Source organism: Vibrio sp. THAF190c, from assembly GCF_009363355.1.
Taxonomy (GTDB): domain Bacteria; phylum Pseudomonadota; class Gammaproteobacteria; order Enterobacterales; family Vibrionaceae; genus Vibrio; species Vibrio fortis_A.
Genome location: NZ_CP045339.1, coordinates 364,209 through 385,150, shown reverse-complemented (window position 1 = coordinate 385,150; position 20,942 = coordinate 364,209). Strand labels below are relative to the sequence as shown.

20 protein-coding genes are annotated in these 20,942 nt (G+C 45.3%); 10 read left to right on the top strand and 10 right to left on the bottom strand.

The genetic code is table 11. The features are described 5' to 3' along the window. Positions 1-26 precede the first annotated feature (26 nt). On the top strand, positions 27-935 hold the full coding sequence (locus FIV04_RS16765) for an aldo/keto reductase family oxidoreductase (RefSeq protein WP_152469807.1): 909 nt from the start codon (positions 27-29) through the stop codon (positions 933-935). A gap of 60 nt (positions 936-995) precedes the next feature. On the opposite strand, the gene FIV04_RS27325 is transcribed toward FIV04_RS16765, so the two are convergent. Beyond that, positions 996-1,667, bottom strand: a complete 672-nt coding sequence (locus FIV04_RS27325) for a prepilin-type N-terminal cleavage/methylation domain-containing protein (protein WP_152469806.1) — start codon at positions 1,665-1,667, stop codon at positions 996-998. 202 nt (positions 1,668-1,869) lie between these two features. On the opposite strand from FIV04_RS27325, the gene dbpA reads away from it, so the two are divergent. Beyond that, positions 1,870-3,249 carry an ATP-dependent RNA helicase DbpA gene (gene dbpA, locus FIV04_RS16755; RefSeq protein ID WP_152469805.1) on the top strand — a complete coding sequence of 460 codons (1,380 nt, stop codon included), beginning with the start codon at positions 1,870-1,872 and terminating at the stop codon, positions 3,247-3,249. Between the two features lie 75 nt (positions 3,250-3,324). On the opposite strand, the gene FIV04_RS16750 is transcribed toward dbpA, so the two are convergent. Further along, positions 3,325-3,498 (bottom strand): hypothetical protein, encoded by a 174-nt coding sequence (locus FIV04_RS16750; RefSeq protein WP_032550409.1) that lies wholly within the window; start codon positions 3,496-3,498, stop codon positions 3,325-3,327. 247 nt (positions 3,499-3,745) lie between these two features. Between FIV04_RS16750 and FIV04_RS16745 the strand changes: the two genes are divergently transcribed. Beyond that, a complete protein-coding gene (locus FIV04_RS16745; protein ID WP_152469804.1) occupies positions 3,746-4,585 on the top strand; it encodes a DUF6279 family lipoprotein in 840 nt (279 codons plus the stop codon). Between the two features lie 42 nt (positions 4,586-4,627). Here the strand turns inward: FIV04_RS16745 and FIV04_RS16740 are convergent, their stop codons facing one another. The 3 genes from FIV04_RS16740 to FIV04_RS16730 form a co-directional block, all read right to left on the bottom strand. Beyond that, positions 4,628-5,251: a PolC-type DNA polymerase III gene (locus FIV04_RS16740; protein WP_152469803.1), complete on the bottom strand. Its 624-nt coding sequence runs from the start codon at positions 5,249-5,251 to the stop codon at positions 4,628-4,630. A 34-nt stretch (positions 5,252-5,285) separates the two neighbouring features. Further along, positions 5,286-5,678, bottom strand: coding sequence for a PPC domain-containing DNA-binding protein (locus FIV04_RS16735; RefSeq protein ID WP_152469802.1), 393 nt, complete (start codon positions 5,676-5,678; stop codon positions 5,286-5,288). A 73-nt stretch (positions 5,679-5,751) separates the two neighbouring features. After that, positions 5,752-6,945, bottom strand: a complete 1,194-nt coding sequence (locus tag FIV04_RS16730) for a DEAD/DEAH box helicase (RefSeq protein WP_032550404.1) — start codon at positions 6,943-6,945, stop codon at positions 5,752-5,754. A 180-nt stretch (positions 6,946-7,125) separates the two neighbouring features. On the opposite strand from FIV04_RS16730, the gene bluB reads away from it, so the two are divergent. Continuing rightward, on the top strand, positions 7,126-7,800 hold the full coding sequence (gene bluB, locus FIV04_RS16725) for a 5,6-dimethylbenzimidazole synthase (protein WP_152469801.1): 675 nt from the start codon (positions 7,126-7,128) through the stop codon (positions 7,798-7,800). A 57-nt stretch (positions 7,801-7,857) separates the two neighbouring features. On the opposite strand, the gene FIV04_RS16720 is transcribed toward bluB, so the two are convergent. After that, positions 7,858-9,471: an NAD(P)/FAD-dependent oxidoreductase gene (locus FIV04_RS16720; protein WP_152469800.1), complete on the bottom strand. Its 1,614-nt coding sequence runs from the start codon at positions 9,469-9,471 to the stop codon at positions 7,858-7,860. Between the two features lie 238 nt (positions 9,472-9,709). On the opposite strand from FIV04_RS16720, the gene fdxA reads away from it, so the two are divergent. Beyond that, positions 9,710-10,033, top strand: coding sequence for a ferredoxin FdxA (gene fdxA, locus FIV04_RS16715; protein ID WP_032550401.1), 324 nt, complete (start codon positions 9,710-9,712; stop codon positions 10,031-10,033). Between the two features lie 127 nt (positions 10,034-10,160). Here fdxA and FIV04_RS16710 read toward each other — a convergent pair whose 3' ends face one another. The 3 genes from FIV04_RS16710 to FIV04_RS26955 form a co-directional block, all read right to left on the bottom strand. Then, entirely contained in the window at positions 10,161-10,895 is a 735-nt protein-coding gene (locus tag FIV04_RS16710; protein ID WP_150870067.1) for an RNA methyltransferase, read from the bottom strand. A gap of 164 nt (positions 10,896-11,059) precedes the next feature. Next, positions 11,060-12,052: an aldo/keto reductase gene (locus FIV04_RS16705; RefSeq protein WP_253895536.1), complete on the bottom strand. Its 993-nt coding sequence runs from the start codon at positions 12,050-12,052 to the stop codon at positions 11,060-11,062. 355 nt (positions 12,053-12,407) lie between these two features. After that, positions 12,408-12,548: a hypothetical protein gene (locus tag FIV04_RS26955; RefSeq protein ID WP_167332357.1), complete on the bottom strand. Its 141-nt coding sequence runs from the start codon at positions 12,546-12,548 to the stop codon at positions 12,408-12,410. Positions 12,549-12,896: 348 nt separating this feature from the next. Between FIV04_RS26955 and pepT the strand changes: the two genes are divergently transcribed. From pepT to FIV04_RS16690, 3 genes are all read left to right on the top strand, one after another. Continuing rightward, the gene (pepT, locus tag FIV04_RS16700; protein ID WP_152469798.1) at positions 12,897-14,129 is read left to right on the top strand and encodes a peptidase T; all 1,233 of its coding nucleotides are present in this window, start codon (positions 12,897-12,899) and stop codon (positions 14,127-14,129) included. A gap of 78 nt (positions 14,130-14,207) precedes the next feature. After that, positions 14,208-14,675 carry a DM13 domain-containing protein gene (locus FIV04_RS16695; RefSeq protein WP_152469797.1) on the top strand — a complete coding sequence of 156 codons (468 nt, stop codon included), beginning with the start codon at positions 14,208-14,210 and terminating at the stop codon, positions 14,673-14,675. Between the two features lie 100 nt (positions 14,676-14,775). Next, complete coding sequence (locus tag FIV04_RS16690) at positions 14,776-15,618, top strand: mechanosensitive ion channel family protein (RefSeq protein WP_152469796.1); 843 nt, start codon at positions 14,776-14,778, stop codon at positions 15,616-15,618. A 117-nt stretch (positions 15,619-15,735) separates the two neighbouring features. On the opposite strand, the gene FIV04_RS16685 is transcribed toward FIV04_RS16690, so the two are convergent. Beyond that, on the bottom strand, positions 15,736-16,179 hold the full coding sequence (locus FIV04_RS16685; protein WP_032552892.1) for a dCMP deaminase family protein: 444 nt from the start codon (positions 16,177-16,179) through the stop codon (positions 15,736-15,738). A 261-nt stretch (positions 16,180-16,440) separates the two neighbouring features. Between FIV04_RS16685 and FIV04_RS16680 the strand changes: the two genes are divergently transcribed. Further along, on the top strand, positions 16,441-17,580 hold the full coding sequence (locus FIV04_RS16680) for an efflux RND transporter periplasmic adaptor subunit (protein WP_032552891.1): 1,140 nt from the start codon (positions 16,441-16,443) through the stop codon (positions 17,578-17,580). Positions 17,581-17,591: 11 nt separating this feature from the next. Beyond that, positions 17,592-20,744 carry an efflux RND transporter permease subunit gene (locus tag FIV04_RS16675; protein WP_150870079.1) on the top strand — a complete coding sequence of 1,051 codons (3,153 nt, stop codon included), beginning with the start codon at positions 17,592-17,594 and terminating at the stop codon, positions 20,742-20,744. The last annotated feature ends 198 nt before the right edge of the window (positions 20,745-20,942 follow it).

Below are 20,942 nucleotides of genomic sequence, written 5' to 3'. Positions count from 1 at the left end.
GTTATTACTGATATAGGAGATAACCCATGGTTGCAAAAGTAACAATCGCGCCACAAGGCCCAGACTTTTCTGAGCTGGTTCAAGGATATTGGCGTATGGCTGAATGGGGCATGACTCCGCAACAACGCCTCACTTTTCTCAAAAAGCACATAGACCTCGGTATAACAACGGTTGACCACGCAGACATTTATGGCGGTTACCAATGTGAGAAGTTATTCGGTGAAGCGCTGGCTTTGGACCCGAGCGTGCGCGAGCAGATTCAGATCGTCACTAAGTGCGACATTAACTTGTGTGGAGACCATACTCCTGACCGCAAGATCAACCATTACGACACTAGTGCTCAGCATATTTATCAATCAGTGAACAACTCTTTGGAGCGCCTCGGCGTTGATGAGATTGACGTTCTACTTATTCACCGCCCAGACGTACTGATGGATGCGGATGAAGTGGCAGAAGCGTTCAACGAACTGTATAAGATCGGCAAAGTGAAACACTTTGGTGTGTCTAATTTCACTCCTCGTCAACTGGAGCTTTTGCAATCGTGCTTAGGTAAGCCCTTGGTTACCAACCAAGTAGAGATCAATCCACTTAACTTTGAAGTGGCTCATGATGGAACTCTGGATCAACTACAGATGAACCGTATTCGTCCAATGGCTTGGTCTTGCCTTGCTGGTGGTGAGCTATTTACAGGTAAGAGCGAGCAAGCCGTTCGAGTACGTAATGAACTTGAAGCTATTCGCAAAGAGGTTGGTGCTGCAAGTATCGACCAAGTGATTTATGCATGGGTTCGTCGTCTGCCATCAAAACCCTTGCCGATTATCGGCTCAGGAAAGATTGAGCGAGTGCAAACAGCGATTGACGCATTGAGTATCGAGTTGACGCGTGAGCAGTGGTATCGAGTTTGGGTAGCATCGAAAGGCCACGGCGTGCCTTAGGGCTTTAATATGTCTAAGTTCAGAATATATAAATAAGGCCAGCGTTTGCTGGCCTTTCTGTTATGGTTTGGTAGCTACCGTATACTTTTTAAGCTCTTCGTCATAGTCAATACCGTTTGATAGATCGGTAATGCCAGTGACCATTTCTCCATCAACTGCGTTATAGAGTAGGAATGGTGCTTGACTAAGATCACCCTCAATGCTGTAAAAATGGCAGTAGGAAAATTCACCAGTTGGTTGATTAATAAGAAATTTGTAACCGTTTTGTTTAGCTAATTGGAAGTTTGAAAAACTTGGGGTTCTGCTCGTACTTCCCCCTTCTTTAGGAGAATTACCGTAGCGGTTATCTTCATAATGATCAGAGTTAGTCAGATCTTGTAGTAGCCAATAGCAAGAACGATTGTTATTGATCGTTCTTTGGATACCCGACGCTGAATTCCAAACCGGGTAGCAGCTTCCGGTATAATTGGAGTAAATACCTTCGATATTGAAGTCAGTTGCGTTTTCATCACGCCCTTCTTCTACATCTCCCCCGCGCGCCAAACAAGCGGCTTGGTAAATGTTCACGGCAGTTTGAAAGTTTTCTAGTAAGGTAGAACTAGATGCTGATCTTGCATCATCGGCGATAGAAAGGAACCTTGGTGCAGCTACAACGGCAATAGCTCCAATAATGACAATAATTATAATCAGTTCTAATAGTGTAAAGCCTTTATTGAGCGTATTGTTTTTCATTACCTATGACCTTTGAAGTAATATTCTAATTCAAAACGTGAGAATGATGTACGATATCACATTGGGGCGATCAGTGTGTCTTAAATTTGAGATATATTCACTCTCTTTATTAGTGAGTAAATTAACAACGGCTACTATTGAGTGGAATATTTTCTAAAAACACTCATAATGCACTCTGTTTTTCATTAGCTGGAATTGTCCTGTGACCACTGCAAAATTCTCTTCAATTGCCCTAAAACCAGAACTTATTCAAACTCTGGATTCACTGGGTTATACCGAAATGACACCGATCCAAGCACTGAGCTTGCCTTCTATTCTTGGTGGTAAAGATGTCATCGGCCAAGGTAAAACGGGTTCAGGCAAAACCGCCGCCTTTGGTTTAGGTGTGCTACAAAACCTTCGTGTTAAGCGCTTCCGTGTTCAATCACTGGTGCTATGCCCAACTCGTGAATTGGCTGACCAAGTGGCGAAAGAGATTCGTACACTGGCTCGTGGTATCCATAACATCAAAGTACTGACGCTTTGTGGCGGCATGCCAATGGGGCCACAAATTGGTTCTCTTGAGCATGGTGCTCACATTCTTGTGGGTACACCTGGTCGTATTCTTGATCACCTTGATCGTGGTCGTATCGATCTATCGGAACTGAACACATTGGTTTTGGATGAAGCTGACCGCATGCTAGAGATGGGCTTCCAAGATGCAATTGATGCCGTGATTGATGCAGCGCCGAAAGAGCGTCAAACATTGTTATTTAGTGCGACGTTCCCGAAACAGATCAAGTCGATTGCTGATCGTATTATGAATAACCCTGAGATGGTGAAAGTAGAGTCAACACACGATCACTCAAGCATCCAGCAGCACTTCTATAAGCTTGAAGGCACGGAAGCACGTGACGATGCACTAGAGCTGCTGTTACTTCATCACCAGCCTGAATCTGCGGTTGTCTTCTGTAACACTAAGAAAGAAGTTCAGAACGTAACAGATGAGCTCGCACATCGCGGTTTCAGCGTAATTGAGCTGCATGGTGACATGGAGCAGCGTGAACGTGATCAGGCGTTGGTTCAATTCTCAAACAAGAGCATTTCGATTCTGGTGGCAACAGATGTTGCGGCTCGTGGTCTGGATGTCGACAACCTAGACGCAGTATTTAACTTTGAGTTGTCGCGCGACCCTGAAGTTCACGTACATCGCATTGGTCGTACTGGACGTGCAGGTAGCAAGGGTGTTGCTTGTAGCTTCTTCAGTGAGAAAGAGATGTATCGCGTTGCTCAAATTGATGAGTACATGGATATGCCGATTGAGCCATCTGAGTTGCCAGCTAAACCAGTTGCGAAGCCATACTACTCAAATATGGTAACGATTCAGATCGATGGTGGTAAAAAAGCGAAGTTACGTGCTGGTGATATTCTAGGTGCCTTGACAGGCCAAGGTGGTATTGAAGGTAAGTCTGTGGGTAAGATTAACCTTTTCCCAATGCGTGCCTATGTCGCAGTCGAAAAATCGGTGGCGAAGAAAGCGTTACGTAAGATTGAGTCTGGGAAAATGAAGGGAAGACAGTTCCGAGCTCGAATTCTGAAGTAATTCGAACGACTAATTTCTTGTGACGCCTTAACGGCACTCTGATTTCAAAGTGCCGTTAAGACTATCCACACAGCTCTATTCATCTGGGCGAATAGAATAGAGATCATTGATATGCTTACCTTCACCAAGATACCAATTCATAGCTTCCTGACGATTGTTCGCTAATATCCTTACTGTGGTTATTTTTCCATCTTCAAAATAGCAAAGCTCATATTCTATTTCGCTCGAATAATGAGGAATAGCGGCCATAGATTGCCTCCCAAATACTAACCTTCGATATTTTATGCAAATATCATACCTTTCTGTATGTTTAGTTGCTTATCTATTGGTCAATAAATTACGAAATTCATCACTGCCAACAATTAATTTTATTTTAAGCATTTACCCAAATAGAGAACTTGGCAAGTTCATCTCTCAATTTCTTTATAAATCCCGCCAAATGAAGCACAACAATCTAAACTATCTGTGAGTAAACGTTGCAGACAGAGTGAGTTGTATGAAATTTCATCGATATTTAGCGGTTATATTGGCAAGCCTTGCCACATTTGGGTGTGCCACCAAATTTGCATACAACAATATTGATTGGTTCATTATTTCGTATATTGAAGACCTAGTACCTTTAAATTCAGCCCAAGAATCGGAATTAGAGAATCGGCTACAAGACGTACAGCAGTGGCATAAGTCCACTCAACTTCCATTATACATTCAGCAAATCAATAACATTCAGCAACAAAAGCGGCAATCGATCACCGCTGATTTTATTCAGCAACAGGGCGATGAAATTAGAACGCATATTCGAACTATCGTGACTGAGTTTTCACCTGATATATATGCCTTGAGCTTGCAGTTGTCACCAGAACAAGACCAAAAGTTCTTAGAAAATTTTAGAGTGAAGCAAAAGGAATATTATGATGAGCGTCTATCGTTGGATGATAAAGAAGCTCGCGAGTTCTATTCCGAACGAGTAAGAAAAAGAGTGGAGCGCTGGCTCGGAGATATAAGCTCGGAGCAAGAAACCATCATTAAGAATTGGGCTAACGAGTGGGTAAATACGAATCCTGATTGGCACCAATATCAGAAGAATACTTATCAAGCGGTATCAGACCTAGTAGAGAAAAAGGTTGATTTACCATTCGTTCAGGTAACAACCATGCAATTGTTGCTGAATAATGAATCTTATTACCCAGACACATTACCCGACAAATTGAAGAAGAATAGTGCCATTTCAGCGAAGTATTTAATGCTCATTGCACAATCAAGTAGTGAGAATCAGTGGCAATATTTTATGGATGAACTGGATACATTAAAGTCTACTCTAATCGACTTACAGAAGTAGCTTCGTGCCCATGACTGAATAGTCAAAGGCATGAATAAAGGGCTAGCTCACTTGGTTTGCCAATAGTTTTGAGATAGCGGTTTTGCTGGTTTTTGAGATCTTCTGCATTAAAGCGAAATCGGGGTTGGTAATACCGTGGCCAGACGCTAGCTCGTCTAACATCACTAACCATAATTTGGCTGTCATCTCTGAATCCGCTAAGGCTCGGTGAAAGGTACCGTCGTTTTCTATCTGCTTGTATCGTACTAAATCGCCCAGCTTATGTGTTGGTGCATCTTGGATTAAACGGCGTGCAATCAACATTGAGCACGCGAATTGCCCATCATAATTTCTACCCACTTGCTCAAGCTCAGCATCCAAAAAACGCTTATCAAAAGAGGCATTGTGTGCCACCAAATGGCTACCTTGGATAAAGTCTGCGAATTCTGTCATAACCTCTTCGCAGCTAGGGGCAAGCCTTAACATGTTATTGGTAATGCCCGTGTAGCCCTCAATGAAACTGCTGACTCGAAAACCTGGGTTCATTAACTGCTGAAAGGTATCAACGACGACGCCATCAACTAGTTTTACTGCACCAATTTCGATAGCGCGGTCGCCCATGTTAGGAGACAGGCCAGTGGTTTCGAAGTCGAGTACGATAACTGAGTGGGCAGAAGAAGACGGCATAATGGTTCCTGATGAAAATGGTTTAGCGACGATTTTAATTGATGACAAGTTCGGTATAGCCAGTCGACTCATCGTGTTCACGGGTAAACGTGAGCTCAGGGTAAGTGTGTAAGATAAGTTCAGCCGTGGTAGCGATGAGTGTGCCTTCTAGCAAATGCCCGCCAATGACCTTTCCTTGCTCGTCCGCTACTGAGATATGAATGTGCTGGTGGTTGGGCGTTAGAGTTCCCATTACCGAAACTATCTCAAATGGCGCGTCAATTTGTAGAGTTTGGTCAGCGTTGGCGAGCCGAAGGTTGATGGTTGAGACACAACCGACACAAGATGCGATGGTACCCGCTGATATTTGGTGCTGGTTAACCAATTCTTGAATCGACAGTTTGAGGTCTTGGCCTCGGGTTAGCCTAACTGCTATTGGAGTGATCATAGTGTTTCCTTAAATCAACGCTAGAAGGAAAAACAAAAGCGAAGCCAGATGACTTCGCTTCTTGCTGAATGCGTTACTTCTGTTGCTCTCTTTTGTGTTTAGGCACAAAGTTCAACACAGAAATCGGCACAGGCTTACGCGGCTCAAAGCCTTCAATCACGCGACGTTCAATCAAATGACCGAGGCGCTTTTCAATGATGCATAGGTTTTTGAAATCATCTTTTGATAAGAATGAGATCGCTTCACCTGAAGCATCTGCACGGCCAGTACGACCAATACGGTGTACATAGTCATCCGCTGGGAATGGCAGGTCGTAGTTGACTACGCGAGTCAGGTTGTCGATATCGATACCACGAGCAGCTACGCCAGTTGCTACAAGGAACTTTACTTTCCCTTTTTTGAAGTCAGCTAGGACTTTCTCGCGAATCGCTTGGCTGCGACCACTATGGAAAGACTCAGCGTGGATACCGCGTTTCTCCAACTGAGAAACTAACTTGGCTGCACCGTGTTTGGTCTCAATGAAGATCAGTGCTTGTTCCCAGTTTCCTTCTTGGATCATATGGCTTAGGAGTGCTGATTTACGGTCTTTATCAACAGTAACTAACCACTGCTCAATGTTGGCCTTTGATGCGGCATGCTTAGCAATTGAGATCTCTTCCGCTTCTTGAATAGCACTCTTAGCAAGATCTCTAACTGGGTTCGATAGAGTAGCCGAGAACAGCAAGTTTTGTACGTCTTGAGGAAGACGTGCGATGATCTTGTTGATGTCTTCAATGAAGCCCATGTCTAGCATGCGGTCAGCTTCATCAAGAACTAACACTTCTACTTCTTCAAAGTACACCGCTTTTTGACCGTACATATCGATCAAACGTCCTGGCGTCGCAACCAAAATATCGACACCTTCAATGAGGCGCTCTTTCTGATGCTTGTACTCAACCCCACCGTACATTGCCAATGAGGTTAGGTTAAGGTGCTTCGCATACTTTTTGATGTTGCGATCAACCTGAACGGCTAGCTCACGAGTTGGCGCTAAAATCACAGCACGAATGCGTTTTTTACGCTGAGTCGTCCCTTTGCTCAACATCTCCAAAATCGGCAACACGAAGCTCGCGGTTTTACCAGTACCGGTTTGCGCTGCGGCGATAAGGTTACGACCAGAAAGAACAATAGGAATTGCTTTTTCTTGGATAGATGTCGGTTTATCGTAGCCGAGTGCATTAACGGCTTTAACAATTGGGGAGCTTAATCCAAGTTTGGAAAATGGCATAAGGGTCTCAGTTAGGTTGGCTGTATTAGCGGTGGGTTGGAACAGTCATTAAGACAAAGTCTATGATGATGCGGGGCATTCTACCACGTTGCCTGACTACCGCTAGTTTTATGGCGGCTTTAGTTGGATAATGCCTTTTCAATCGCTCATTCAAACCGCTCAACTAAGTGATAGGGAAGTATGGAAATCACGACCAACGAACGCGACGCCGTTTATAAGACTATTTTTTCACGCCGAGATGTTCGAGGCCAATTCCTGCCAGACCCGGTATCTGAAGAGGTGCTAATGCGAGTGCTTACTGCGGCACACCATGCACCCAGTGTCGGTTTCATGCAGCCATGGGATTTTATCGTGGTGCGAGACGCGGAAACCAAACAAAAGATAAAGCGTGGCTTTGATCAAGCTCATGCAGAGTCGGCAGAGATGTTTAGCGATGAAAGGCAAGCGCTCTATAAAAGACTGAAGTTAGAGGGCATTGTTGAGTCGCCAATTGGTATCTGTGTGACTTGTGATAGGAACCGAACTGGTCCGGTAGTTCTCGGTAGAACAATCAAGCAAGAGATGGACTTGTACAGCACGGTATGTGCGGTTCAAAACCTATGGTTGGCGGCAAGGGCAGAAAACCTAGGGTTAGGATGGGTGAGTATTATTCATGATTCTGCGTTGAGAGAGGCTCTGGAGATCCCAGAAGAGATCGATATCGTTGCTTACCTTTGCCTTGGTCATGTCGAGCACTTTAAAGATAAGCCTGAGTTAGAAACTTTGGGATGGCTGCCACGACGTGATGTGAACTCTGTGATTCATGAAGGAAAGTGGAACCCTGAACAGGTCGAGTCCGCTCAGTCTGATAAATAAAACCAATAAAAAAGGGCTCTAAGAGCCCTTTTACAATCAATTTTCGGTATCAGACCGTTACTCTGCTGCTTGACCTGTCATTGATAGTGCTAGCGCTTCTGCAGCCTTGATACCATCAATACCTGCTGACAAGATACCACCTGCGTAACCAGCACCTTCACCGGCAGGGTAGAAGCCTTTCAGGTTGATGCTCTGGTAGTCTTTACCACGCTTAATACAAACTGGTGATGAAGTACGAGTCTCTACACCTGTTAGTAGGCCATCTGCGCTAGCGAAGCCTTTGATCTTCTTATCGAACGCTGGGATAGCTTCACGAATTGCTTCGATAGCGAAGTCAGGCAGCGCTTTAGAGATATCCGTTAGGTGGATACCCGGTGTGAATGATGGTTGGACATCACCTAGCTCGCTTGGATCGCGACCTTTCAAGAAGTCACCAATCTTCTGCGCCGGTGCATCGTAGTTTTCACCACCTAGCACGTATGCGCCTGTTTCCAATTCGCGTTGGAAGCGGATACCTGCCAGTGGGTCACCCGGGTAATCGCGTTCTGGGTCAATGCCAACAACGATTGCACTGTTCGCGTTACGTTCGGCACGCGAGTATTGGCTCATACCGTTAGTTACTACGCGGCCTTCTTCCGAAGTCGCAGCAACAACAGTACCGCCTGGACACATACAGAAGCTGTAAACGGTACGGCCATTCTTACAGTGGTGAACCAGTTTGTAGTCCGCAGCGCCAAGGATTGGGTTACCTGCATTTGGACCGAAACGTGCTTCATCAATCATTGATTGTTTGTGCTCGATACGGAAGCCAACAGAGAATGGCTTCGCCTCCATGTAAACACCGCGTTCGTGCAGCATTTCGAATGTATCACGAGCACTGTGGCCTACCGCTAGAATAACGTGGCGAGATTTGATCTCTTCGCCGTTAGATAGCGTCAGGCCTGTGATTTGACCATCTTCCATGTGGATGTCGTCAACACGTGTGCTGAAGCGAATTTCGCCACCAAGCTCGATGATTTTCGCACGCATTTTTTCGATCATGGTAACCAGTTTAAAGGTACCGATGTGCGGCTTACTTACGTATAGGATTTCTTCAGGTGCGCCTGCCGCAACAAACTCTTCGATAACTTTACGACCGTAGTGTTTTGGATCTTTTACTTGGCTGTATAGCTTACCGTCAGAGAATGTACCCGCGCCGCCTTCACCAAACTGTACGTTTGATTCTGTGTTCAGAGTACGTTTACGCCAGAAACCGAAGGTATCTTTAGTGCGTTCACGAACTTCTTTACCACGCTCAACAACGATAGGCTTGAAACCGCTTTGCGCTAGGATAAGCGCTGAGAATAGGCCACATGGACCAAAACCGATAACGACAGGGCGCTCAGTTAGGTTTTCAGGTGCTTGTGCAACAAACTTGTAAGCCATGTCTGGCGTTACTTTCACGTGAGGGTCGCTCACGAACTTTTCGAGTAGGGCTTCTTCGTTTTCTACAGCGACATCGAGAGTGTAGATAAGAAGGATCTTTGTTTTCTTACGAGCATCGTAGCCACGTTTAAAGATATTAAAAGAGATAACCTGATCAGCAGTGATACCCAGTTTCGCTTCAATTGCGTCTTGGATTTCGTGCTCTTCGTGGTCGAGTGGAAGTTTAATTTCGGTTAAACGTATCATGTATAGATGTCTCGTTTTATAGGTGTCTTAGCTTGGCACTGCGGATCTCATCATAGTCGCTGAGAGAGTGCTTCGCTCACAATGGCGCGCATTTTACGAGAAATTGAATTCTCTGTCATAATAAATTGAAAGCAGAAGCGAATTAGAGATGATATTCCCTCGCGATGATATTGAATTTTGTCTTGGGATGAGTATTATCCCCATTCCTCAATTTTGACTAACTTAAGAGCAGAGCATCATGGCATTTGTCGTCGGCGATAACTGTATCCAATGTAAATACACTGACTGTGTGGCGGTATGTCCCGCAGACGCATTTCATGAAGGTCCCAACTTCATGGTAATCAATCCGATTGAGTGTATTGACTGTGGCCTATGCGTGCCGGAATGTGATGCCCAAGCGATCTTCCAAGAGGACGAAGTACCAGAAGATCAGCAAATCTACATTGAGTTGAATGCGGAATTGGCAGAGCTGTGGCCCGTTCAGACTGAAGTGAAACCTGCAATGGATGAAGCTGAGAAGTGGAATGGTGTGCCAGATAAGCTAGGTATGTTAGAGAAATAGAAAACGGAATGATTTAGAGGGTTGGTATGAAAATGCCAACCCTTTTTACTATCTCATGATACGAGATACGAGATACGAGATACGAGATACGAGATACGAGATACGATGTGATCGTCGTAAAGTTAAATTAACTGTGCTGACGACGCATGTTGTCGAGAATGATCCCTGTTGCCATCGCGACATTAAGAGACTCCGCACCGCCAAAGGCTGGAATCGTGATCTTGTCTGTTACGAATTGAGCCGCTTTTTCACGAATGCCGTGAGATTCGCTGCCCATCAATAGAATGCCGTTAGCTGAAAACTCAGTGCGATGTACACTCTCACCTTCAAGAAACGCTCCGTATACTGGTAAGTTCGCTTGTTCCAAGTAGCTCGGTAGATCCGTTTGGCTCACTTGCACACGACCAAAGCTGCCCATTGTTGCACTGATGGTTTTTGGGTTGTAAGGGTCAGCACAATCGCTGCTCGCCACAATGTGTTTAATGCCATACCAGTCAGCAACACGAATGATTGTGCCAAGGTTGCCCGGATCAGAGACACCATCAAGTGCGATCATCAGCCCGTTTGCTTTTGGCAGTTCGAATGATGGAATCTCAACAACCGCAATAGCGGCATTGTTACTCACCAATGTGCTGGCTTTGGTTAGCTCATCTAGGGAAGCTTCAACACAATCGAACTCTTTCAGTGCTGCGTGGTTTTGTGCCAGAAACTCGGCTGTTGCAAAAACGTTCTTCACCACTAGGTCGCTGTCGATTAGCTCAAGCACATTTTTTTCCCCTTGAACAAGGAACAAGCCGTGTGCTTTACGTTGCTTCTTTTGACCTAAGGCGCGAAGGAGTTTTAATTGGTTTTTTGAAATCATGTTTTTATCCTAGATATAAGCCCGCGCATTATAGAGCAAAGGTTAGTGAACACAAAGTGGGAGAGTGAAATGCTCGCGAGATTAAAAACAAAAGCGCACCTTTCGATGCGCTTTATGTTTCAGTTTAGTCTTGTTATCACCACATAAGGTGGCGTGACCGCGAATTAGTACGGTACTGGGTAGCGTCTAAATACGGTGTTGATATCAGCTAACACTTCTTCCGACAGAGGCTTACTGAACGCCGCCACGTTCTCTTTCAGCTGGTCTAGATTCGTTGCACCGATAATCGTCGATGTAACACCATCAACTTGGTTACACCATGCTAGAGCAAGTTGGCTTGGAGTAAAGCCATGGGTTTTCGCCACTTCCACGTACTCTTTCACTGCCGAGTTAGCGATTTCAGTGTCACGGAAAATGCCTTTACGCTGCATGTATGTCCAACGACTGCCCGCAGGGCGCGCTCCATCAATGTACTTGCCACTCAGCATACCTGCTGCCAGTGGTGACCATGGCAGGTAAGCGACGTCTTCATGAACACAATTTTCAATCAAATATGGCCAATCTTTTGCGTGCAGTAAGCTGAACTCATTTTGAATCGACACCATGCGTGGTAGGTCGTGTTTTTCACTCAACTTGAGATAGGTATTGATCCCCCAAGTTGTGTCGTCAGACAGACCGCAGTGACGAATCTTGCCTGCTTTAATGCAGCTTGCTAGTGCCTGAAGAATCTCTAGCATTTGGTTTTCGTGTTCCTGGCGATCAATGTCGCTAAACGAAATGTGACCTGGGAAATGCTTACCAAAATGCGGTGTTGCGCGATTTGGCCAATGCAATTGGTAGAGGTCGATATAATCTGTGTTGAGTCGCTTCAATGACGCATCGACAGCGGCAATTACCGCTTCACCAGTAATAGGACCGCCACCACGAACCCAAGGTAGGCCTGCACCGGCAATCTTGGTTGCAATGATCAGTTCACCACGGCGTTGAGGGTTACGTGATAACCAGTCGCCAATAATCTCTTCAGTTTTGCCGTAAGTCTCAGGAGAAGGTGGAACCGCGTACATTTCAGCGGTATCGATGAAGTTAATCCCTTGGCTAAGTGCGTACTCGATCTGTTGGTCGGCTTGCTGTTGAGTATTTTGCAGGCCCCATGTCATGCTTCCAAGACAGATGCGAGATACTGGAATTTGGCTGCTTCCTAACTTTGAATATTCCATTGGTTACTGGATTCCTATTGTTATACGTCCACCGCAGATGAGAGTTTTTGACTAAAAATAAATCGCGAGTGGCGTGAGTTGGAATACAAATTAGTAACATAAAAAAACACGTTCGGGTACGGTTTTTAACGATGTATAGAACGCTTGAATGAAGTGTAGAGTGGATACAAGTGTATGGTATTGAATCCAGAGAAAAGGATGCTTTGGTTAAGGTAGGAAGTAGAGAGGATAACGCCCTGCGTGGAGAAGTCAGGGCGTGATACGGCTCTAAGTGCATGATTGGTTTGGACCGATTTTAGTCCTCTGCGCTCATGCCACCTTGTTGTTGAACCTGTCTTAAAGCTTCCAGTCTTTGAGATTCTTTGTCTGTCGATGCCGTTTTAACTTGTTCCTCAGTCGCTTGAGGAGCAAAAACAAAGTACTTATTGATAGTCATAATCGAACCCTCATGTAACGTATGACATAGTTTGCTCGAGGGATAAACTGTGATCATCATCCATTTTGTTCTTTTTTTAGGCTGAGAGCGGAGGGCGTAGAATGCGAACAAAACGACGGTTTATCATCCTCTTGCAATAAGTAACTGACGAAACCCTCTAATTTCAAGTATAGGAAGCTCTGATCATTTCGCAGAAAAATGATTTAGAGCAAATTGCTCATCCTTTAGGGGCGTAAGATGAGCGTTCACACATCAACATCTTCAAGACTACCTTTCTCAAATCTTAGTCTATTCGAATCATAATTATGTTGATGAATCAGTTAGTTAAATCCATGGTGAGAACAAGTTATGGAACAGTTAGTTGAACGTTTTCTTAAGTACGTGACCTTTGATACTCAATCTAACCCTTCGAATACCCAGTGCCCTAGCTCTAGCGGTCAAATGACTTTTGCAGAGGCGTTAAAGGAAGAGTTGATTGCACTAGGACTTAGTGATGTCAGCCTAGATAGCAATGGTTATCTGATGGCCAAGCTACCGTCGAATGTTGATTATCCGGTGCCAGCGATCGGTTTCGTTGCTCATATGGATACCGCACCTGACGCATCGGGTGCCAATGTCGCGCCACAATTAATACGTGACTATCAAGGTGGCGTAGTACAACTAGGTAGCAGTGGCGAGTGTTTAGACCCGGAGCAGTACTCAGATCTCAACGCACTGCACGGTCACGACTTGATTACGACTGACGGAACGACCTTGCTTGGTGCGGACAATAAAGCAGGTATTGCTGAGATCATCACGGCTATCGCTTGCCTAAAAGCTAACCCTGAATTGAAACACGGTGATATTTGTATCGGTTTCACGCCTGATGAAGAGATTGGACGTGGCGCTGACCTGTTTAACGTTGAAAAGTTTGGTGCCGAGTGGGCGTATACTATCGATGGTGGTCCTGTAGGCGAGCTGGAATTTGAGAACTTTAACGCGTCAAGTGCTGATGTTATCTGTCATGGCGTCAATGTTCACCCGGGCACTGCGAAAGGCAAGATGGTCAATGCGATGAACATCGCAGCACAGTTTCAACTGATGATGCCAGCGGACGAGACACCTGAATGCACCGAGGGCTATGAAGGTTTCTATCACCTTAAATCAGCGGAGATGGGCGTCGCGCGCTCGGAGCTAGGCTACATCATTCGTGACTTTGAGCGCGAGGGCGTAGAGCAACGCAAAGCCTTCATGCAGCAAAAAGTTGATGAGCTAAATAGTCGTTTAGAAAAAGGCAGTGTAGAGCTTGTACTTACTGATAGCTATTTCAACATGAAAGAGATGGTTGAGCCGCATCAGCACATTATCGAATTGGCAAAACAGGCGATGATCACTTGCGACGTTGAGCCGATGATCAAACCAATTCGTGGCGGTACGGATGGTGCGAGACTCTCATTTATGGGGTTACCATGCCCGAATATTTTCACCGGCGGTTACAACTTCCACGGTATTCATGAGTTCATTACTGTTCAGGGTATGGAACTGGCTGTGAAAGTGATCGTAGAGCTATCTCAAAATACTGCTACGCATTATCAAAAATAAGATAGGAATTAATACTTTATCCCTTTGTATTTTAGAGAGTATTCATTAATACTTTCCATAAGTATAAGGGAGTAAGCGATGAGAAAATTAATTCTACTCTGCACCCACCTTGCTGTGGGTGCTTTTGGTTTTGGGCTAGGGGTATATGCGTTACCTATTTTGATTGAACCTGAGTCACCGTCGGTCAATTCAGTGCAAGCGGTAACAGAGAAAGCGGTGCTGAGTGGCGAGTTTACTAAAGATCGCCAAGACAGTGATTTTCTTCATTGGGGAGAGGGGATTGTCTCCATTACTGAGGATGCCATAGCCTTTGAGGGTGAACTCGCTCCGGGGCCAGACTATAAACTCTATTTGTCGCCGAGCTATGTTGAAACTGAGGTTGCTTTTAATGAGCTTAAATCAACAATGCTGAAAGTGGGCGATGTAAAAACCTTTGACCGCTTTATGTTGACTTTGCCCCAAGGGACGGATCTCACTCAGTACGATACGGTTGTGATTTGGTGTGAAACTTTTGGCGAGTTTATTACTTCTGCAAAAATAAAATGATAGCCTAAACAAAGCCGTTTTTAACTAACAAAAACCAAAAGCGCTCAGTAAATGGGCGCTTTTGTTAGGTTAAGTCATCATCATTCCAAAGGAAGTTGTAATGGAAAAAATGTGGCAAGTGATTGATTTCTTATTGGCGCACAAAGGCTTGTTCAGTGCGCTAATCATCGCTGTTGTTTTAATTATTCGCCGAATCACACTGTCTCAAATCAGAGGTGACGTTGCCTTTCTCTCTGAAGATCAGCGTAACTGGATGTCTCGTACTAAGAATGGCACCTTTGCCTTCATAGTGATTACGCTATTCATACTTTGGCAGTCGGAAATTAGTGAGTTCGCGCTGTCGTTAACTGCGATTGCGGTGGCGATCGTTGTGGCATCGAAAGAGATCATCCTCTGTTTTACAGGCTCAATCCAAAGAGCAAGTTCACGCTCTTTTCGTATTGGTGATTGGATTGAAGTCGGTAAGATCAGCGGTGAGGTGATTGAGCACAACATGATGGCGACAGTGATTCAGGAAATCGATCTGTACCACGGGCAATATCACTACACAGGTAAAACAGCCACGCTACCTAACAGTATGTTTTTTACTTACCCGGTAAAGAACCTCAATTTTATGAAGCGCTATGTTTACCACGATTTTTCTATTGTGGTGAAAGATTTCGTTAACTTGTACCCGCTGATTCCAGGATTGATCAAACAGATTGAAGCGCACAGTGAGGACTTTATTGAAGTTGCTCGCCGCTACAATGCTGTGATCGAGCGTCATGCTGGGGTAGATCTTCCGGGTTCAGAGCCGCACATTCATGTGACAAGTGGGGCAACAGGTGAGCAAGTGGTGCACTTCATGATTTTTTGTCCGACTGAACAAGCTTCTCATCTAGAGCAGGAGATTCGTCGCGACTTTATGGAAAGCTATGCTCAAGCGTTTCCAGAGAAGGAGTAATTTCCGCTCTCTGCTCATTGAATAATAAACAATAAAAAGCCGATAACAGCGAACTGTTATCGGCTTTTTTGTATTAATGCATTCGCTATATAAACGAATAAGTTTTTGGGTTATTGGTTAAGAGAGTTCTTCTACTGGTAACCAATCAACCTGCACGCCAGCTTGCTCAAACATGTCTTGGCTGACTTTGATCTTATCGCCCCAACGTGACAAAAAGTCTTCGCTTTGCGCAGGACAGTGAACCGCAGAGATACCCGTTTGAATGATCTTTGCAGCGCAGTTTGGACATGGGAAGTGAGTTACCCAGATTTCACAACCATCCAGATCTCGCTTAGCGAACAGAATTGCGTTCTCTTCTGCGTGCAGTGTCTTCAGATATTTCATCTCGCGCTCATCGGTGTCGGCACTATCTGATACGCCATGTGGGTATCCATTAAAGCCAACAGAGACAATGCGGTTATGTTTGGTAATTACGGCACCTACTTGAGTTGAAGGGTCCTTGCTCCATGAGCCGACCAACTCTGCCATTTGGTAAAAACGCTTAGCCCATTTTGAAATCATGTACATTACCTTAACGATGTATAAGACAAATTTTGGATATGAAGAATCATCATGTTAGACAATATCCTGTCAGACTAAAAGCCTAAGCCTAAGATTTTCCGGAAAAATGTAGCGTAATTGTAAGCTATTTATGTGCATCAAGTTGCTATTTACAAGTTGAAACATTTTGACTGGTAATAATTGATATTCCTCGGACAATCGTCGCAATTGTGTTACGTAGATTTTTATACTGTTCTATTTTTAACTAGCGACGGTATACCAATGCGTAAAAAGCTACTCCTGACCGCTCTGGCCAGCTCTATGATCCTTGTCGGCTGTGGGCAAGATGCCCAAAACGCCCAACAAGCGCCTTTACCTCTCGTAGCAGTACAGGATGTTAATGTTATTCCTCACCAACAAAGCAAGTCTTATATTGGTCGTATTGAAGCTGTAGAAGATACAGCGATTACGGCTCAGGTATCGGGCTACCTTCAAAACCGTCATTTCAAAGAAGGACAAATGGTTGAGAAAGGTCAGTTGCTTTACACTATCGAGCCTTCTTCTTTTGAAGCACAAGTAGCGAGTGCAAAAGCGTCGGTAGCGCAAGCGAATGCCAACCTCAAAAAGGCCGAATTGGATTTCAATCGTGGTAAAAACCTACTTCCTAAAGGCAGCATCTCTCAATCGGAATTCGATGCTCTTACTGCTGCCCTGTTAGGTGCTCAAGCACAACTTGAAGCGAACCAAGCTCAGCTAAACTCAGCTAACGTTCAACTTTCTCACACTCGCATCGAAGCGCCGTTTGCAGGCCGTATTAGCGATAGCAAAGTGAGCACCGGTGATCTTGTTTCTCCATCTTCTGGTGTATTAACCACATTGGTAAGTCTAGACCCTGTTCATGCCGCATTTAGCATTAGTGAACGTGAGCGCTTAGCGCTAGGTATGGATCGTATTGAAGGCGATGGCAGCAGCGATAAAGACCGCGTTGAAGTACAAATTGTTTTAGAGAACGGCGAAGCGTTTGAGCACCTAGGCAAGTTGGATTTCTTAGGCAACCGTATCAACTTAAATACAGGTACGATCGCAATGCGAGCTATCGCGGATAACCCGAACCAACAGCTTCTTCCAGGCCAACACGTACGTGTAAACCTGCGTGATAAGCAAGAGATCGATGTTGTGACTATTCCACGCCGCGCTGTTCAAACTGACCTTGAAGGTGATTTTGTGATGGTTCTTGTGGAAGGGGAAGGTGCTCCGGTTGCAGAGCGTCGTAATATCGAGATGGGTCGTCAGGTTGAAGGCGGTGTGATTGTTCATTCTGGTCTTGAAAAAGACGATGCGATCATCACACAAGGCCTACAGCGCGTAAGAAATGGAATGTCAGTACGTATTCAGCCTTCTGCTTCTGAGAAAGCAGAGTAAGGGGCACAAGTATGCTAAGTCGTTTCTTTATTCAAAGGCCTAAGTTTGCCCTTGTTATCTCGATTATTCTGACACTGGCGGGGGCGATTTCTTTAGCCATTCTGCCCGTTGCAGAGTACCCAAAAATTAGCCCACCGTCGGTGAGTGTTTCTGCATTTTATACAGGTGCAAGTGCTGAGGTTGTGGAACAGGCGATAGCCGACCCTATAGAAACCTCGGTTAACGGCGTAGAAGACATGATCTACATGTCATCGAAGAGTGCGAATGATGGTTCTTACAACCTAAACGTGACCTTTGATGTCGGTACTGACCCAGATATGGCTCAGGTAAACGTCCAAAACCGTGTCGCTCAAATTGAGTCGAAGCTTCCGCAAGAAGTAAGAATGGTCGGCGTTACGGTGAAAAAGCGTTCTCCAGACCTGCTGATGGTACTCAACTTCTACTCACCAAACGGTAAGTACGATGACCAGTTCCTGATCAACTACGTTAACCTCAACATCAAAGACCAACTAGCACGTGTTAGCGGTATCAGTGAAGTAAACGTATTGGGTGGCGGTGAATACGCAATGCGTGTTTGGTTAGATCCAGAAAAGATGGCTAACCTAAACCTGACGACAACCGATGTTTATGCCGCGTTGGCTGAGCAAAACGTACAGGTGGCGGCGGGTCGTATCGGTGCCGCGCCATACAACAATCCTCAAGAAGTTCAGTTTAACTTGGTGACCAAAGGCCGCTTAGAGACTGCAGACGAGTTTGAGAATGTCGTTTTACGCGCTAGCCAGGATGGTTCGACGGTTTATCTGAAAGATGTTGCTCGTATCGAGCTTGGTAAGAAGTTCTACGATGGTAACGGTAAGTACCGTGGTCAAGATGCCTCTATCGTGACGTTGTCACTACAGTCAGATGCGAACGCACTCGAAAGTGGTAAAGCGGTTATGGCGATGCTAGAAAATCTTAGCCATAACTTCCCTGATGGTGTTGCCTACGAGGCGAGTTACGACACCACAGTATTCGTTGCTGAATCGATCAAAGGTGTAGTTAAAACGCTTATTGAAGCTATCTTGTTGGTAATCGCAGTAACTTACCTGTTCTTGGGCAGTGCGCGTGCCACCTTGATCCCTGTTGTGGCTATTCCGGTATCCTTGATTGGTACCTTTGCCGTAATGCAGATGACTGGCTTTACCATCAACACGGTAACCCTGTTTGGTTTGATCCTCGCGATTGGTATCGTGGTGGATGATGCGATTCTGGTTATTGAGAACGTTGATACCACCATGGCCAAAGATCCAACTATCTCTCCTCGTAAAGCAACACTGATCGCGATGAAAGAGGTGACTGGACCTATCATTACCTCTACCTTAGTACTGCTTGCGGTATTTATTCCTGTAGCAATGCTTCCGGGTATCACCGGCATTATGTATCGCCAGTTCGCACTGACTATCTGTATCGCGGTTGTGATTTCGTCTATCAACGCACTAACGCTATCTCCTGCGCTGTGTTCTCTGGTTCTCAAGCAGGGCGGTGGTAACACAGCGCGCTGGTACCAAGCATTCAACCGTGGTTTAGAAAGCGTGACCAAGAAGTACGGTCAAGTGGCAGGCTTCCTTGTTAAGAAAGGTGTACTGCTATTTACCTTCTTCGTGGTGGCATTGGCAGCGGTAACTTACTTCTCGAAGACAACGTCAACAGCGTTCGTTCCTCAGGAGGACAAGGGGATCTTGCTGGTCAACGTGCAACTACCTGATGCAGCTTCTCTGTCTCGTACAGAAGAAGTGACAGAGCACTTGCTGGAAATGGTTGAGCAAGAGCCGGGTGTTGATGGTGTGACGCTAGTAAACGGCTATGCCTTCATGACGGGTGCATCCGCATCCAATGGCGCTTCACTGTTTATCAAATTGCACGATTGGGATATGCGTAATGCACTTGATGGAGAGCACTCAGCACAAGCGATCTCTCAGCGAATCAACGGTCGTGCTGCGATGGAACTGCCACAAGCGGTAGTATTCGCGATGGGACCTCCAGCGGTTCCGGGTATGGGTGCAGCGTCTGGCTTTGAGTTTGTGCTTGAAGATACATTAGGTCGTAGCCGCAGCGATCTAGCGATGGTAATGGATGACGTTATTCAGAAAGCCAACCAGCAGCCTGAGATCGCACGTACCTTCAGTACCTTCCGTGCTAACGTACCGCATTACTACGTCGACATCGACCGCGAAAAAGCGCAGCAGCTAGGTATTCCTCTGTCTGAAATCTTCCAAACACTGCAAGGTAACCTAGGTTCTCTGTATGTGAATGACTTCACCATGTTTGGTAAGAACTTCCGTGTAACCATGCAAGCCGACAGTGATCACCGAAGCAGCATGGAAGATCTGCAACGCTTCCACGTTCGTTCTTCATCAGGTGAGATGATTCCACTAAGCACATTGGTAACGCATGAGCAGATCTTTGAGCCAGACGTTGCATGGCGTTACAACATGTACCGCAGTGCTGTGATCCAAGGTCAACCGGCTCCGGGTTACTCAAGTGGTGATGCGATTGCCGCAATGGAACGTGTTGCTGCAGAAGTGCTTCCACAGGGCTACCAGTACGAGTGGACAGGCATGGCGTATCAAGAAGTACTAGCAGGTAACCAAGCTATCTTCGCGTTCGCACTGGCTCTGATCTTCATTTACTTGTTCATGGTTGCACAGTACGAGAGTTGGACAATTCCGGTTGCGATTATATTGGTGGTACCAGTGGCAACGCTAGGATCCTTCTTAGCGCTTAACCTAACCGGCACGCCACTCAACTTGTACGCTCAGATAGGTCTGGTTCTGCTCATAGCGCTGGCGGCGAAGAACGCTATTTTGATTGTGGAATTCGCTAAAGTTGAGCGCGAAGAGAAAGACGTGCCTATCGATGATGCAGCAGTGAAAGGCGGTACACTACGTTTCCGTGCTGTGAACATGACCTCTTGGTCGTTTATCTTAGGTATCTTCCCATTGATCTTCGCTGCGGGTGCAGGTCATGTGAGTCAAAACTCGCTGGGTATTTCATTGATTGGTGGTCTCTTATGTGTGTTGTTAGCAGGTACATTCCTAATCCCTGGCTTCTATGCGTTCGTTCAGCGTAAACGTGAGAAAGCACATGGCGGAAATACCAAACTTATTCCTCTCGATGATGAATAAAGCTATCTAAAATTAACCACATGAAACAAAAGGCTTAGCATTCGCTAGGCCTTTTTTATATCCAAACGGAATATAAATACTATCCGATATGCTAATTTTCTAAATATATCGTTGAGTTTATACTCTAAACTCGATCTTCTAATAAAATAGTGTTTTTTAAATAAGTATTTGATATTTATTGAAATAACACCTTTCAGT